The following is a 13,938-nucleotide window of genomic DNA, read 5'->3' on the forward strand; positions in this document are numbered from 1 at the left end:
TATGACGGCTGTTGAAAGCAGCAAACGCCTCGCATCAGAGACGCCAGTGAGTCTGTTCATACCCTATTCACACCACATTACAGACACAATCATCTCTACAAAAAATGGGGAGTATTTGTCGATCTGGAAGATTGACGGGCGTTCGCACCAAAGTGCTTCAGAAGAAGATATTTTTCAGTGGACAAAAGAGTTAAACAATACCTTGCGCGGCATTGCATCAGCCAATTTATCGCTGTGGACTCATATCGTACGTCGGCGCGTTTATGAATATCCCAATTCAACATTTGATCAAATGTTTTGCTATCAGCTTGATGAGAAATACCAGCAGAGTTTTACCGGTTATAATTTAATGGTCAATGATCTGTATTTGACCATCGTTTTTCAACCGATAGCTGATAAGGTTATGTCATTTTTTTCTCGGCATGAACGTGAAACTCTTGATCAAAAAAAGATGCAGCAAGAATCCTGTATCAAAGCTCTCAATGACATCAACAACACCTTAGGTCAATCGTTAAAACGTTACGGAGCAGAACTTCTTGGTACTTATGAAAAAAATGGGCATGCTTACTCTTCTGCGCTCGAATTTCTTGGCATGCTTGTTAATGGTGAATATCGTCCTATGCCAATATGCTACGATCGATTTGCCGACTATATGTCTATTAATCGGCCTTTTTTTTCAAAATGGGGAGCTCTTGGTGAACTACGTACAACCAGTGGCATGCGTCGGTTTGGCATGCTAGAAATTAAGGAATACGATACGACGACCAAACCAGGCCAACTGAATGTTTTGCTGGAAAGTGATTTCGAGTTCGTATTAACCCAAAGCTTTTCTGTGCTCTCACGGCATGCTGCCAAAGATTACCTACAACGGCATCAACGTAATCTTATCGATGCACGCGATGTGGCAACGAGTCAAATTGAACAAATTGACGAAGCACTAAATCAACTTGTCAGTGGACATTTTGTCATGGGTGAGCACCACTGTACATTAACCGTCTACGGTAATACAGTTCAACAAGTTCGCGACCATATGGCAAAAGCGAGTGCAGCGCTGCTAGACGTTGCAGTGTTGCCCAAACCCGTAGATTTAGCCATAGAGGCTGGTTATTGGGCACAACTTCCTGCAAATTGGAAATGGCGACCACGTCCAGCACCAATTACATCGCTGAACTTTCTGTCATTTTCATCCTTTCATAATTTTATGTCAGGTAAACCAACTGGAAACCCATGGGGACCAGCGGTTACAATTCTTAAAACAACAAGCAAAACACCACTTTATTTCAATTTTCACGCCTCCAAACTTGAAGAAGATTCAACAGACAAACGGTTACTTGGAAATACCGCTCTCATTGGACAGTCTGGTTCCGGTAAAACTGTGCTTCTCGGATTTTTGTTAGCGCAAGCACAAAAATTCAAGCCAACAACTGTTGTTTTTGATAAAGATCGCGGTATGGAAATTGCCATTCGAGCAATGGGAGGGCGATATCTGTCATTTAAAGCCGGTAAAGCAAGCGGTTTTAACCCATTCCAGCTTCCCCCCACACAAGATAATCTGATATTTTTGAAACAATTTGTTAAGAAGTTGGCAGAAGCTGGTGGTGAAGTCACACACCATGACGAAGAGGAAATTAACCAAGCTGTCACATCTATTATGAGTGATAATATTGACAAATCGCTACGCCGCTTGTCTTTTCTGATACAATTCTTACCAAACCCACATTTGAGTGATTATAACGCACACCCATCAGTGCATGCTCGTTTAATAAAATGGTGTGAGGGTAGTGATTATGGATGGTTATTTGATAATCCCAATGATGCACTTGATCTCTCAACACATCAAATTTACGGCTTTGATATTACCGAATTCTTAGATAACCCAGAGACTCGCACTCCGGTCATGATGTATTTGCTTTACCGTACGGAAGGAATGATTAGTGGGCAGCGGTTCATGTATATCTTCGATGAGTTTTGGAAACCGTTACAAGACCCATATTTTGAAGATTTAGCAAAAAACAAACAAAAAACAATCCGTAAACAAAATGGTATTTTTGTGTACGCGACACAAGAGCCCGGTGATGCCCTAGAAAGCAATATCGCCAAAACGCTCATTCAACAGTGTGCGACTTACATTTTTCTAGCAAACCCCAAAGCAAATTATGAAGATTATACAGAAGGCTTTAAACTTACAGATGCTGAATTTGAATTGATCAAAGGACTTGGTGAGTTTAGTCGGCAGTTCCTTATTAAGCAGGGCGACCAATCTGCACTTGCAGAGCTAAATCTCGGCAAATTCCATGTAACAATCGATGGAAAAACCATTGAGCGTGACTTTAGTAACGAACTCTTGGTGTTATCAGGTACCCCTGACAACGCAGAGTTAGCCGAAAGCATTATCGCTGAAGTAGGCGATGATCCGGCAGTATGGTTACCAATTTTTTTACAACATGTAAAAAATGATAGGAGGGAAACATGAAAAAAACTATTATTTTAGTAACTATAGCGACAGCAGTAGTTGTGTCCAGCAATAATCCAGCAATGGCTTTTTGGGGATTCGGGGCGGGAGCGGCAGATTTAGGTGCATCAGTTCCAACATCATTGCCCAAATTTTGGGGATCATCTTCCCAAAAGAAATCTCCACCAAAGCCTTCTCCACCACAGCATTATATTGAACTCCTTGAACTAATAAAAGAACTGATTAAAATAAACACAAAAGAACTCAAACAGTCAGAGGATATCTATAAGTCTATAACAGGGAATCGAGGAATAAACCCTAAACAACTGGAAAACATACAAACAGATCAAACCAGTTTTTTTCTCAAAGATCCCCAATTAATATATGATAAAAATTCTAATATCCCCGCATCTAAATCCGAGTCATTCAATGATATCCTAAAAGAGGAAAAAATTCCTGATTCCATCCATGAAGCACGCAAATCTATCGAAGGACGTAGACAATATGCAACAGCTATAGACAAAAATATAAGTCTAAAAGCCTTTCAAAATACAGATGCCCGTTTAAAGCATATCTCAGTATTATTAGAGAAAATTGATGAAACAAAAGATCTGAAAGACATTGCTGAATTGCAAGCGCACATAAAAGGCATGCTCGCTATAATCCAAAATGAAAATGCAAAATTACAGATGGTCGCGCATTTACGTGAAACTGAACGGGAATTTATCGAACATCAAAAGCATAAACGCAACATGAAGATGTTGAATAGTAAAAATAAAAAAATGCCTACCATACATTTTATACGATAAGTCTTTATAACAGCATTTTTTATATTAAGTATCTTTTACGCGTATAACAAAAAGTAAAGACTTGTTACAGAGGGATACCATCCTCTCCAATGCGTTCACAAAATTTTTCAAAAAAGCAATCGCATACATTTATAATCAAAATTGAAATAATGATAAAAAAGTGTTAAATTATATATTACAGTTAAAAAAAGGATTGTTCAAATGAAACAAATTATTTTTACAGTTTTGATTGCAAGCCTTTTATCCGCTTGCGGATTGGTTCCAAAGCTAAAGCAACCAAGTCAATGAAACCACGTACCTATCAACAAGATAGTTCCTGATGAAATTCAACGAGGAGCAATGTGAGACAAAAAGCGAAACCAATAAAAACAGAACAGCTCAACAGTTATTATACGAAGAAAGCCGAGGTTTGGAACGTGAACTCATTAGCGAATTTATAAAATTCTAATGTACTTTCCGAACTTCCTAAATATGAAAAAAATAAAAGGATAAAATATGAGAAAGTTATTTATTATAGCAGTAATTATTGCAATTTTTGAAATACCAAGCTCAACCCCAGCTTTTAGTTGGGATTTTAATTGGGGATGGTCTCCTAAAAAAGATGCACTTCCTTCAAGAAAGCCTTCTCCACCAAAGGCTTCTCCACCACAGCATTATATTGAACTCCTTGAACTAATAAAAGAACTGATTAAAATAAACACAAAAGAACTCAAACAGTCAGAGGATATCTATAAGTCTATAACAGGGAATCGAGGAATAAACCCTAAACAACTGGAAAACATACAAACAGATCAAACCAGTTTTTTTCTCAAAGATCCCCAATTAATATATGATAAAAATTCTAATATCTCCGCATCTAAATCCGAGTCATTCAATGATATCCTAAAAGAGGAAAAAATTCCTGATTCCATCCATGAAGCACGCAAATCTATAGAAGAACGTAGACAATATGCAACAGCTATAGACAAAAATATAAGTCTAAAAGCCTTTCAAAATACAGATGCCCGTTTAAAGCATATCTTAGTATTATTAGAGAAAATTGATGAAACAAAAGATCTGAAAGACATTGCTGAATTGCAAGCACGCATAAAAGGCATGCTCGCTATAATCCAAAATGAAAATGCAAAATTACAGATGGTCGCGCATTTACGTGAAACTGAACGGGAATTTATCGAACATCAAAAATATAAACGCAACATGAGGATGTTGAATAGTAAAAATAAAAAAATGCCTACCATACATTTTATACGATAAAAACTTCATAATGACTCGCTTATATTATCAGCTTTCTCTTTTCATATTTAACTGTACTTCTTTTAGTAATTACACTTAGTCTTATAATTAAACGTTTTAGCGAGCCACGCACTCTACATAGTCAATGGGAAATATGAACTACATGTGCAAAACGCGAATTATACGCTTAGAAAACGGATTTTACCATTTCCAACGCTTTCATCGTGCTATTGTTAATAGCTATACTGTAAATATGTTGATTGGCAAAAGATGTTACATTTGCACACTTAATAAATTACATAGAGTAGGAACGACTCTCTCAATAACAGTCAGATAATCAGAACCCAACGGCTTAAAGATATTATCGACATTGCAAATAAATATTCCAATGAACAAAATAAAAAATACAAACGATTAAAAATTATAAAATTTATAATCAAAATTAGAATTATAATAAGAATCTGTTAGGATATATAAAATAATTAAAAGAGAAAATAATATGAAAAAAACTATTCTTTTAGTGGCAATAGCAACAATTTTTGGAATGCAGAGCGCGCATTTGATGGCTGATGAAAATTCTTTTGGAGAGGAAAATGTTCCCCCTATTTCTATAAAAGATATGCGAGAAGCAGAAGAGAATCGGCAACTCGAGAAAGAATACGAAGAACGAAAAAAACAAGAGCGAAAACAAGCTCTTGTTTCTCTAGTAAAAGAACAGCTTAAAATAACGAAAGAACAACTTGAAGGCTATAAACAAATACACCAGTCTATAATAGGTTCTCGTAAATTTGATATTCCGCAAGCAAAAAATGTGGAGACTATTTATTTTTACAACCCACACTCCATCTACAATAAAAGCAGGTTTGATAAGAAAAACTCTTCAATAAATCCAAATATTTCTAAAATGGAAGAAAGTGTAATGAACCAAATATTAGAGCAAAATCTTGATTTTTTTTCAGTTCCTGAAATACGTGCACTTATCGAAAACCGCAGTCAATATGCAGCAATTGTAGATAAAGCTGTAAGCTTGCAAGTTTTTGATGAAGTAGAAAGCCGTTTTAAGTACATTAAAAAAGCTTTAATTACAGCGGAACAGATGAATGATATAAAAGGTATGAGCGAATTAAATACATATGTTGAAGGTACAGCCGCCGTAATCCAAAATGAGACTACAAAGTTGCAAATGGTTGCACATTTACGTGACGCAGAACAAAAATTGATCGACCAGCAAAAATATAAACGCAATGTAAAAATTTTAAGCCATAACAACAAACAAATGCCAACTATAAAAGTACGATATATACAAGCTGCAGGAATACAATAAGCTCTTTATAACAAGCTCATACCATAAACTTTCTCTAATCATAAAAAGTTAGTGTGTAATGCTTAGTGCAATCCCAACCGACTAAAGAACATATAGAAAAATTAATCTCCTTAAGTCTCAAAAATATTTTTTGTGAATAACGTAAATGCGAAAAACGACACCATACACTAATATTCCAAAACAATGGAAAAGTGAAAATTCATGAAAGAAAAACACCATGCACTTTAGAATATTCACACCTCTTTACAATCAAATTAATACAATAACAAATACATACATCACAGACATTTCATCAAAAGCGATCGTTACAATTACGCCTGTTGTCTCAATCGGTCTCAGTATCGCTTTCATTGTATATGGGTGGCTTATTATTCGCGGTGCAGTCGATATGCCTCTCTCTGGTTTCGTAAACCGTTGCCTACGGATAAGCATTATTACTTCAATGGCATTAACTTCGGGACTTTATCAGTCAGAAATTGCAGATTTGATAATGAACACATTTAATAGCTTATTATCTGCACTAACAACAACTCAATCAACCATACCCCAAATGACCGCCGCACTTGATATGGCAGCTACCGAAGGTTTTAACCGTGCAAGTGAAGCTTTTGAAGAAGCTGCTTTCTTGGATGCTGGTGGACTACTGTACGGTCTCTTTGGTATCCTCATCTTAGTTGCAACAAGTTCTCTAACGGCAATTAGCGGCACATTCATTCTGCTGACTCAAATCGCACTTGTCCTTCTTTTAGGACTTGGACCAATCTTTATCATTGCTTTGCTCTGGCAACCAACCTATCGCTTTTTTGAACAATGGATAACCCAAATCTTAAGCTATGCAATTCTCCTGCTATTCCTAACTACCATATCCAATCTAATGATGAGTATCTTTGTAAATTACATGAAAGAGCTAAAATTTGATGGCAATCAGAATGTGAGTTATGCTCTTGGTGGAGCACTCATCTTGTCCATTATCTCCATTGTGCTGTTACTCAAAATATCAAGCATTGCTAATGCTTTGGCAAAAGGTATTACATTTGGACATCTATGGAAATTAAATACATCAAGCAGAAAACAATAATCCCATAGCAGCCACAAAAGAGAAAATATCTGTTCCACAGAAAAATATTTTTATAAGAAAAACAAAATTAACAAAAGAAAAACTATCTAAAACTATAGACTCTTTATTTTATAATCAAAATTGAAATAATGATAAAAAAGTGTTAGAGTTATATATTACAGTCAAAAAAGAGGATTGTTCAAATGAAACAAATCATTTTTACAGTTTTGATTGCAAGCCTTTTATCCGCTTGCGGATTGGCTCCTAAGCCAAAGCAACCAAGTCAATGGAACCGCGTACCTATTAACAAAACAGTCCCTGATGAAATTCAGCGAGGAGCAATATGAGAAAAAAACAAGCTAAACCAGTAAAAGCAGAACAGCTCAACAGTTATTACGAAGAAAGCCGAGGTTTGGAACGTGAACTCATTAGCGAATTCTTAAGGTCATGTAAAATGACGAAACAACTTTTAGCATTCCTGTAATATATGGAATTAAAGGAGAGTAACATGAGAAAACTGATTATTGTAACAGCAATAAGTGTGTTCTTTGGAATATTAAACTCAACATTAAGAGCACAAGAGAGTGAAAAAACATTCGAAGATCAGTTGCTCGATGTTATGAAAAAACAGATTATTGAAACAGAGACCCAACACCAAGAAATAAAAAAAATACATAATTCTATAACAGGTATTCGAATACAAAGTAGCAACTTACAAGATGACAATGATCTTCTACTTACACAGCCAAAATACATCTATGTTACAGATAAACAATCAGAGATTTCAGAACAATTTCCTAAATTGATTAAAGACATTCAAACACAAGAAGAGGAGAGTTTTCAAAATACAGTCTATGAAATACGTAAATTTATCGAAAACCGCAGTCAATATGCAGCTGTTTTGGATAAAATCGTGAGCTTGCAAGTTTTTGATGAAGTAGAAAACCGTTTTATGCACATTGCACAATATTTAATGAAAGTCAGGGATACAGAAGATCTAAAAAGTATTGCTGAATTACAACTGCACATCAAGAGTATATTCGCCATGATCCAAAATGAGACTACAAAGTTGCAAATGGTTGCACATTTACGTGACGCAGAACAAAAATTGATCGACCAGCAAAAATATAAACGCAATGTAAAAATTTTAAGCCATAACAACAAACAAATGCCAACTATAAAAGTACGATATATACAAGCTGCAGGAATACAATAAGCTCTTTATAACAAGCTCATACCATAAACTTTCTCTAATCATAAAAAGTTAGTGTGTAATGCTTAGTGCAATCCCAACCGACTAAAGAACATATAGAAAAATTAATCTCCTTAAGTCTCAAAAATATTTTTTGTGAATAACGTAAATGCGAAAAACGACACCATACACTAATATTCCAAAACAATGGAAAAGTGAAAATTCATGAAAGAAAAACACCATGCACTTTAGAATATTCACACCTCTTTACAATCAAATTAATACAATAACAAATACATACATCACAGACATTTCATCAAAAGCGATCGTTACAATTACGCCTGTTGTCTCAATCGGTCTCAGTATCGCTTTCATTGTATATGGGTGGCTTATTATTCGCGGTGCAGTCGATATGCCTCTCTCTGGTTTCGTAAACCGTTGCCTACGGATAAGCATTATTACTTCAATGGCATTAACTTCGGGACTTTATCAGTCAGAAATTGCAGATTTGATAATGAACACATTTAATAGCTTATTATCTGCACTAACAACAACTCAATCAACCATACCCCAAATGACCGCCGCACTTGATATGGCAGCTACCGAAGGTTTTAACCGTGCAAGTGAAGCTTTTGAAGAAGCTGCTTTCTTGGATGCTGGTGGACTACTGTACGGTCTCTTTGGTATCCTCATCTTAGTTGCAACAAGTTCTCTAACGGCAATTAGCGGCACATTCATTCTGCTGACTCAAATCGCACTTGTCCTTCTTTTAGGACTTGGACCAATCTTTATCATTGCTTTGCTCTGGCAACCAACCTATCGCTTTTTTGAACAATGGATAACCCAAATCTTAAGCTATGCAATTCTCCTGCTATTCCTAACTACCATATCCAATCTAATGATGAGTATCTTTGTAAATTACATGAAAGAGCTAAAATTTGATGGCAATCAGAATGTGAGTTATGCTCTTGGTGGAGCACTCATCTTGTCCATTATCTCCATTGTGCTGTTACTCAAAATATCAAGCATTGCTAATGCTTTGGCAAAAGGTATTACATTTGGACATCTATGGAAATTAAATACATCAAGCAGAAAACAATAATCCCATAGCAGCCACAAAAGAGAAAATATCTGTTCCACAGAAAAATATTTTTATAAGAAAAACAAAATTAACAAAAGAAAAACTATCTAAAACTATAGACTCTTTATTTTATAATCAAAATTGAAATAATGATAAAAAAGTGTTAGAGTTATATATTACAGTCAAAAAAGAGGATTGTTCAAATGAAACAAATCATTTTTACAGTTTTGATTGCAAGCCTTTTATCCGCTTGCGGATTGGCTCCTAAGCCAAAGCAACCAAGTCAATGGAACCGCGTACCTATTAACAAAACAGTCCCTGATGAAATTCAGCGAGGAGCAATATGAGAAAAAAACAAGCTAAACCAGTAAAAGCAGAACAGCTCAACAGTTATTACGAAGAAAGCCGAGGTTTGGAACGTGAACTCATTAGCGAATTCTTAAGGTCACGCAGAACAGCATGGCGTGTAGCCAGTGTCGTTGGTATTTTTGGATTGTTTGGCATGATGTGTGGCGTTGTTGGTTTTTCCCAACCAGCTCCAACACCTTTAGTGTTACGCGTTGATAACGCAACTGGTGCAGTCGATGTGATCTCTGTGATGCGCGAACATGAAACGAGTTATGGTGAGGTTGTGGACAGATATTGGCTTAATCAATATGTGCTTAACCGTGAAACTTACGACTACGATACCATTCAGCTAAACTATAGCACGACAGCACTTTTAAGCGCAGCAACTGTTCAACAGGAATTTTATAAGATCTACGAAGGTGAAAATGGGCGTGACAAAGTCCTTTCCAATAAAGGGCGCATTACAGTTAAAGTACGATCAATCCAGCCAAATGGACGTGGCCAAGCAACAGTGCGTTTTACAACGCAACAACATGACACTACTGGTACCGTTGGACCAAAACAACATCAAATTGCAACAATTGGTTACACCTATGTTGGTACACCAATGAAATCATCTGATCGATTGCTTAATCCACTTGGTTTCCAAGTGACAAGTTACCGTGCTGATCCGGAAATATTGTTGAATAATTAAGGAATTGATTATTATGAAAAAAATTGTGTTAATAACCTTACTATCCTCACTTGTCGCTTTTTATACGGCACCTGTGCAGGCACTCAAAACTCCATCTAATTCACAATATGATCATCGCATTCGTTATGTTATGTATAATGCCGCTGATGTGATTCAAATTGAAACGGTTCTCGGCGTAGCGACACATATTATCCTTGAAGAAGGAGAGCAGTATATTACTCACGCCTTTGGTGATTCAGAGGCTTATGCCTTTGCACATAAAGGGCGACATATTTTTATTAAACCTAAAGCGGAACTTGCCAATACAAATCTTATCGTTGTGACCGATAAACGTAGTTACAAATTTCGACTACAATTCCGCAATGACCGTGCTGGAGCTACTTATGAGTTAGCTTTCCATTATCCTAGAGAAGGTTCCCAAAGGTTAGAGGAACACAAACAACGACTTGCCATTGAACGTGCTTTTCATCAAGGTGCGGCAGGTTATAATCTGAGCTACACCATGAGTGGCAATCAAGATATTGCTCCGATAAACGCTTGGGACAATGGACGCATTACCTATTTCAAATTTCCCGCCAATATGGACATGCCATCAATTTACGTAGTGGATGCCGAAGGCAACGAAAGTTTAATACCACGGACAGTTATCGGCAGTTCCAATGATATTATCGCTGTTCACAAGGTCAATCCTAAATGGCTCATACGACTTGGCAAACGTGCTTTAGCTGTTTTTAATGAAGCCTATGATCCCAATGGTATACCAAACACAACTGGAACAGTATCTTCAGCAGTTCATCGCATCAATAAAGGAGACAAATGATGTTCGATAATAAGAAAGGGGATGAGAACAACAAGACTACAGAACTGGACGACACCCAACAAAAATACATTGAAGGCGCGTATGGCAGCTCTGAACTAGGTAAAGAACGCCGTCCTACAGTTCCTGGTGCGCGCGCATTGTTAATGGTAGGGCTCATTGCTGTAGTAGCAGTGCCACTTGCTTTGACTTGGAAAGCTTTAAAAATGCGCAATGCAGTCGAAGTTGAGGAAGAAAAACCACAACAAACGGTGCAACAAATTATCCCTAGCTATACTCCTCGTGTCATAGAAGAACCCAAGATTGTCGAAGAGGTAGAAAAACCAACAGAAACTGAGGATTCAACACAAGAAATTCCACCTGCTTGGGCGAAACTTCTTCAAACAACGCTCCCGCCACAGTTGCTCAAAGACACTGAAGAGTTAGCACGCAAACGTATGTTCAGTTCAGGTCTTAATAACGGTGGCGGTAGCGAAAGCTCTGTAAAAAATTCAAAAAATAATGCATCTGTAAACGATGGAAATAGTGGTGTATTATTCGATCAGCTACAACCTGTACGATTAGGTCAATCCTATGCAGTTCAACTTCATAACCGTGATCTCTTGATTACGCAGGGGACTCAGATAGACTGTACATTAGAAACAAAAATCATCACATCACAACCAGGAATGACGACTTGTCATTTAACGCGTGATGTTTATTCTACGAGCGGTCGTGTTGTTTTACTAGATCGCGGATCTAAAGTTGTTGGTTTTTACCAAAGCGGTATACAACAGGGACAAACGCGTGTTTTCGTACAATGGTCACGTATTGAAACGCCCTCTGGTGTTATCGTAAATCTCGACTCACCGGGCACGGGCCCTCTTGGTGAAGCTGGTATCGGTGGTTGGGTCGATAGACATTTTTGGGAACGGTTCGGTGGTGCAATCATGGTGAGTATAATTGGTGATTTAGGAGAATGGGTAAAAGGAAAAATTACTCAAGGAAATAAAGAAAAGGAAAAAACACAATCTCAAGGTGGGGTCCAAAGTGTGCAGAATGCTCAATCGGTCGTGACTGATGTCCTTCAAAATTCAATCAACATTGTCCCCACACTTTATAAAAACCAAGGTGAGAGAGTGAATATTTTTGTTGCTCGTGATCTGGACTTCAGTGATGTCTACAGCCTCGTTACACGCTAACCCAATACAGAAAGATCAAGCAGTTGCACAACTTTTACAACCACTTGATCATTTCTTAGAAGATCCAAAAGTTACTGAATTATCGATCTGCCGTCCTTGTGAAGTGTGGACAAAAAGTTTTACAGGTTGGCAGGTTCATAGCGTACCAGAATTAACAGTCGCTTTTTTGCAGACGCTTATCACAGCGATTATTGTTTATAATGGTATGGCTCCCAAAAGCATTAATTATGTGCGGTTACCTGGAGGACAGCGTGGTACGATTGTACAAAGCCCCACAGTCATAGATGGGACACTCTCTTTTATGATTCGCAAACATTCTCTCACGGTTAAAACGTTAGAGGAACTCAACAGTGAAGGCGCACTGAATGATTTTTCCGATGTGAGTTTCAACAAACCTTCAGAGAAAGCAGCAAATGATTTATTATCAAAGCAAGATTTTACTCGGTTAGAGCCGTTTGAAGTACAACTCTTGCATCTTAAACGTGAGAGAAAGATTCTTGAGTTTTTAGAAAAATGCGTACTGTATAAACGCAACATCATCATTGCAGGTAAAACAGGATCGGGAAAAACAACATTTGCTCGTTCCTTAATTGAAAAAGTGCCTATAGAAGAGCGTATTATCACCATTGAGGATGTTCATGAGCTTTTTCTTCCCAATCACCCTAACCATGTCCATATGCTTTATGGTAATGGTGCAGGCCGTGTTTCAGCTGATGAGTGCCTAGATGCCTGTATGCGTCAATCACCTGACCGTATTTTCCTTGCAGAACTTCGTGGCAACGAGGCATGGGAATATCTCAACTCTTTGAATACTGGGCATCCTGGGTCAATTACAACAACACACGCCAACAATGCTTTGCAAACATTCGAACGATGCGCCACATTGATCAAAAGGTCTGAGATTGGTCGTCAACTCGATTTAGAAATGATAAAGATAGTGCTTTACACGACAGTGGATGTCGTGTTGTTTTTCAAGGATAGAAAGCTCTCTGAGGTCTTTTATGATCCAATTTTTTCTAAATCCAAGATAGTCTAAATAGGAATCTTTTCTAATGAAGATCTTGCAAACAACTAAAGACGCAACAAGTTGTTGCGTCTTTTTTTACAACCCTTTGAAACAAATTTTTCTTCTCCTTGTTATCTTTGATAACTCTCACGCTTTTATAACAAAGAAGAAATTGACGGTAAAAAGCCTTCAGAAAAACGAAATCAAGCACGATATTTTTTTAAATCGTTATAAAAATAGATATCTTAACAATTCACATCTTAATGAAGAATTCTATGAAAGACGCACCTTCGAAAAGCACAAATTATTGCCATCTTAAAGACAGCGACTTACCATTCAAAAACTCTATGCTTCATCTGCTTGCCATCAACACAGATGTTTTTTAATCAAATATTTTTTATACAATCTATCGATACGAATAAAGCTTCATGCATTATAAGTTCAACTTGAAAAAAATTACATTCCAATTCGCTAATAGAGTAATAATCTATTGCAGCTCATTAAAGTGCCATTACGATCAATTGCCATTGAATGCTTTTTTGTGCCATACTCTTTTTTGCAAACAAACCAAAATTGCGTCCCCAAATATCTTGAAACCAATTTCCACTCTTTCTTTGATGCTAATTTGCCTTATTGTATGGATTATTCTTCTACGTAATTTTACAGTATTGCAGATTACTTCCCAATGATCGGTACAATTGTGCTTATAATCTTCTGCTTAAAAAATATACACCGCCTATACTT

Annotated in this window: 13 protein-coding genes and 1 pseudogene; all 14 read left to right on the plus strand. The window is 37.0% G+C overall.

Annotation, left to right across the window (positions count from 1 at the left end):
* Window position 1 precedes the first annotated feature (1 nt).
* The 14 genes and pseudogenes from AC0QT4_RS00645 (at window position 2) to virB11 (ending at window position 13,224) form a co-directional block, all read left to right on the plus strand.
* Window positions 2-2,473, plus strand: a complete 2,472-nt coding sequence (locus AC0QT4_RS00645) for a VirB4 family type IV secretion/conjugal transfer ATPase (RefSeq protein ID WP_473199793.1) — start codon at window positions 2-4, stop codon at window positions 2,471-2,473.
* A complete protein-coding gene (locus AC0QT4_RS00650) occupies window positions 2,470-3,261 on the plus strand; it encodes a TrbJ/VirB5 family protein (RefSeq protein WP_473199794.1) in 792 nt (263 codons plus the stop codon). Before AC0QT4_RS00645 ends, AC0QT4_RS00650 begins: the two co-directional genes overlap by 4 nt.
* Window positions 3,262-3,756: 495 nt before the next feature.
* Window positions 3,757-4,515: a TrbJ/VirB5 family protein gene (locus AC0QT4_RS00655; protein WP_473199795.1), complete on the plus strand. Its 759-nt coding sequence runs from the start codon at window positions 3,757-3,759 to the stop codon at window positions 4,513-4,515.
* A 478-nt stretch (window positions 4,516-4,993) separates the two neighbouring features.
* Window positions 4,994-5,818 carry a TrbJ/VirB5 family protein gene (locus tag AC0QT4_RS00660; protein WP_473199796.1) on the plus strand — a complete coding sequence of 275 codons (825 nt, stop codon included), beginning with the start codon at window positions 4,994-4,996 and terminating at the stop codon, window positions 5,816-5,818.
* A 217-nt stretch (window positions 5,819-6,035) separates the two neighbouring features.
* Window positions 6,036-6,896: a TrbL/VirB6 family protein gene (locus AC0QT4_RS00665; protein ID WP_473199797.1), complete on the plus strand. Its 861-nt coding sequence runs from the start codon at window positions 6,036-6,038 to the stop codon at window positions 6,894-6,896.
* Between the two features lie 182 nt (window positions 6,897-7,078).
* On the plus strand, window positions 7,079-7,222 hold the full coding sequence (locus tag AC0QT4_RS00670) for a TrwH protein (protein WP_241437739.1): 144 nt from the start codon (window positions 7,079-7,081) through the stop codon (window positions 7,220-7,222).
* A pseudogene (locus AC0QT4_RS00675) lies at window positions 7,219-7,323 on the plus strand (TrwG protein); the annotation flags it as partial. The gene AC0QT4_RS00670 and the pseudogene AC0QT4_RS00675, both read left to right, overlap by 4 nt.
* Before the next feature lie 60 nt (window positions 7,324-7,383).
* Window positions 7,384-8,091 carry a TrbJ/VirB5 family protein gene (locus AC0QT4_RS00680; protein ID WP_473199798.1) on the plus strand — a complete coding sequence of 236 codons (708 nt, stop codon included), beginning with the start codon at window positions 7,384-7,386 and terminating at the stop codon, window positions 8,089-8,091.
* Between the two features lie 217 nt (window positions 8,092-8,308).
* Window positions 8,309-9,169, plus strand: coding sequence for a TrbL/VirB6 family protein (locus AC0QT4_RS00685; RefSeq protein ID WP_473199797.1), 861 nt, complete (start codon window positions 8,309-8,311; stop codon window positions 9,167-9,169).
* 182 nt (window positions 9,170-9,351) lie between these two features.
* Window positions 9,352-9,495 carry a TrwH protein gene (locus tag AC0QT4_RS00690; RefSeq protein ID WP_241437739.1) on the plus strand — a complete coding sequence of 48 codons (144 nt, stop codon included), beginning with the start codon at window positions 9,352-9,354 and terminating at the stop codon, window positions 9,493-9,495.
* Window positions 9,492-10,190 (plus strand): VirB8 family type IV secretion system protein, encoded by a 699-nt coding sequence (locus tag AC0QT4_RS00695; protein WP_473199799.1) that lies wholly within the window; start codon window positions 9,492-9,494, stop codon window positions 10,188-10,190. The genes AC0QT4_RS00690 and AC0QT4_RS00695 overlap by 4 nt, the downstream gene beginning before the upstream one ends.
* A 13-nt stretch (window positions 10,191-10,203) precedes the next feature.
* Window positions 10,204-11,010 carry a P-type conjugative transfer protein VirB9 gene (gene virB9, locus AC0QT4_RS00700; protein WP_473199800.1) on the plus strand — a complete coding sequence of 269 codons (807 nt, stop codon included), beginning with the start codon at window positions 10,204-10,206 and terminating at the stop codon, window positions 11,008-11,010.
* Window positions 11,010-12,188 carry a type IV secretion system protein VirB10 gene (gene virB10 / locus AC0QT4_RS00705; protein WP_473200012.1) on the plus strand — a complete coding sequence of 393 codons (1,179 nt, stop codon included), beginning with the start codon at window positions 11,010-11,012 and terminating at the stop codon, window positions 12,186-12,188. Before virB9 ends, virB10 begins: the two co-directional genes overlap by 1 nt.
* Complete coding sequence (virB11, locus tag AC0QT4_RS00710) at window positions 12,160-13,224, plus strand: P-type DNA transfer ATPase VirB11 (RefSeq protein WP_473200013.1); 1,065 nt, start codon at window positions 12,160-12,162, stop codon at window positions 13,222-13,224. Before virB10 ends, virB11 begins: the two co-directional genes overlap by 29 nt.
* The last annotated feature ends 714 nt before the right edge of the window (window positions 13,225-13,938 follow it).

The organism is Bartonella sp. EBT8 (assembly GCF_055796165.1).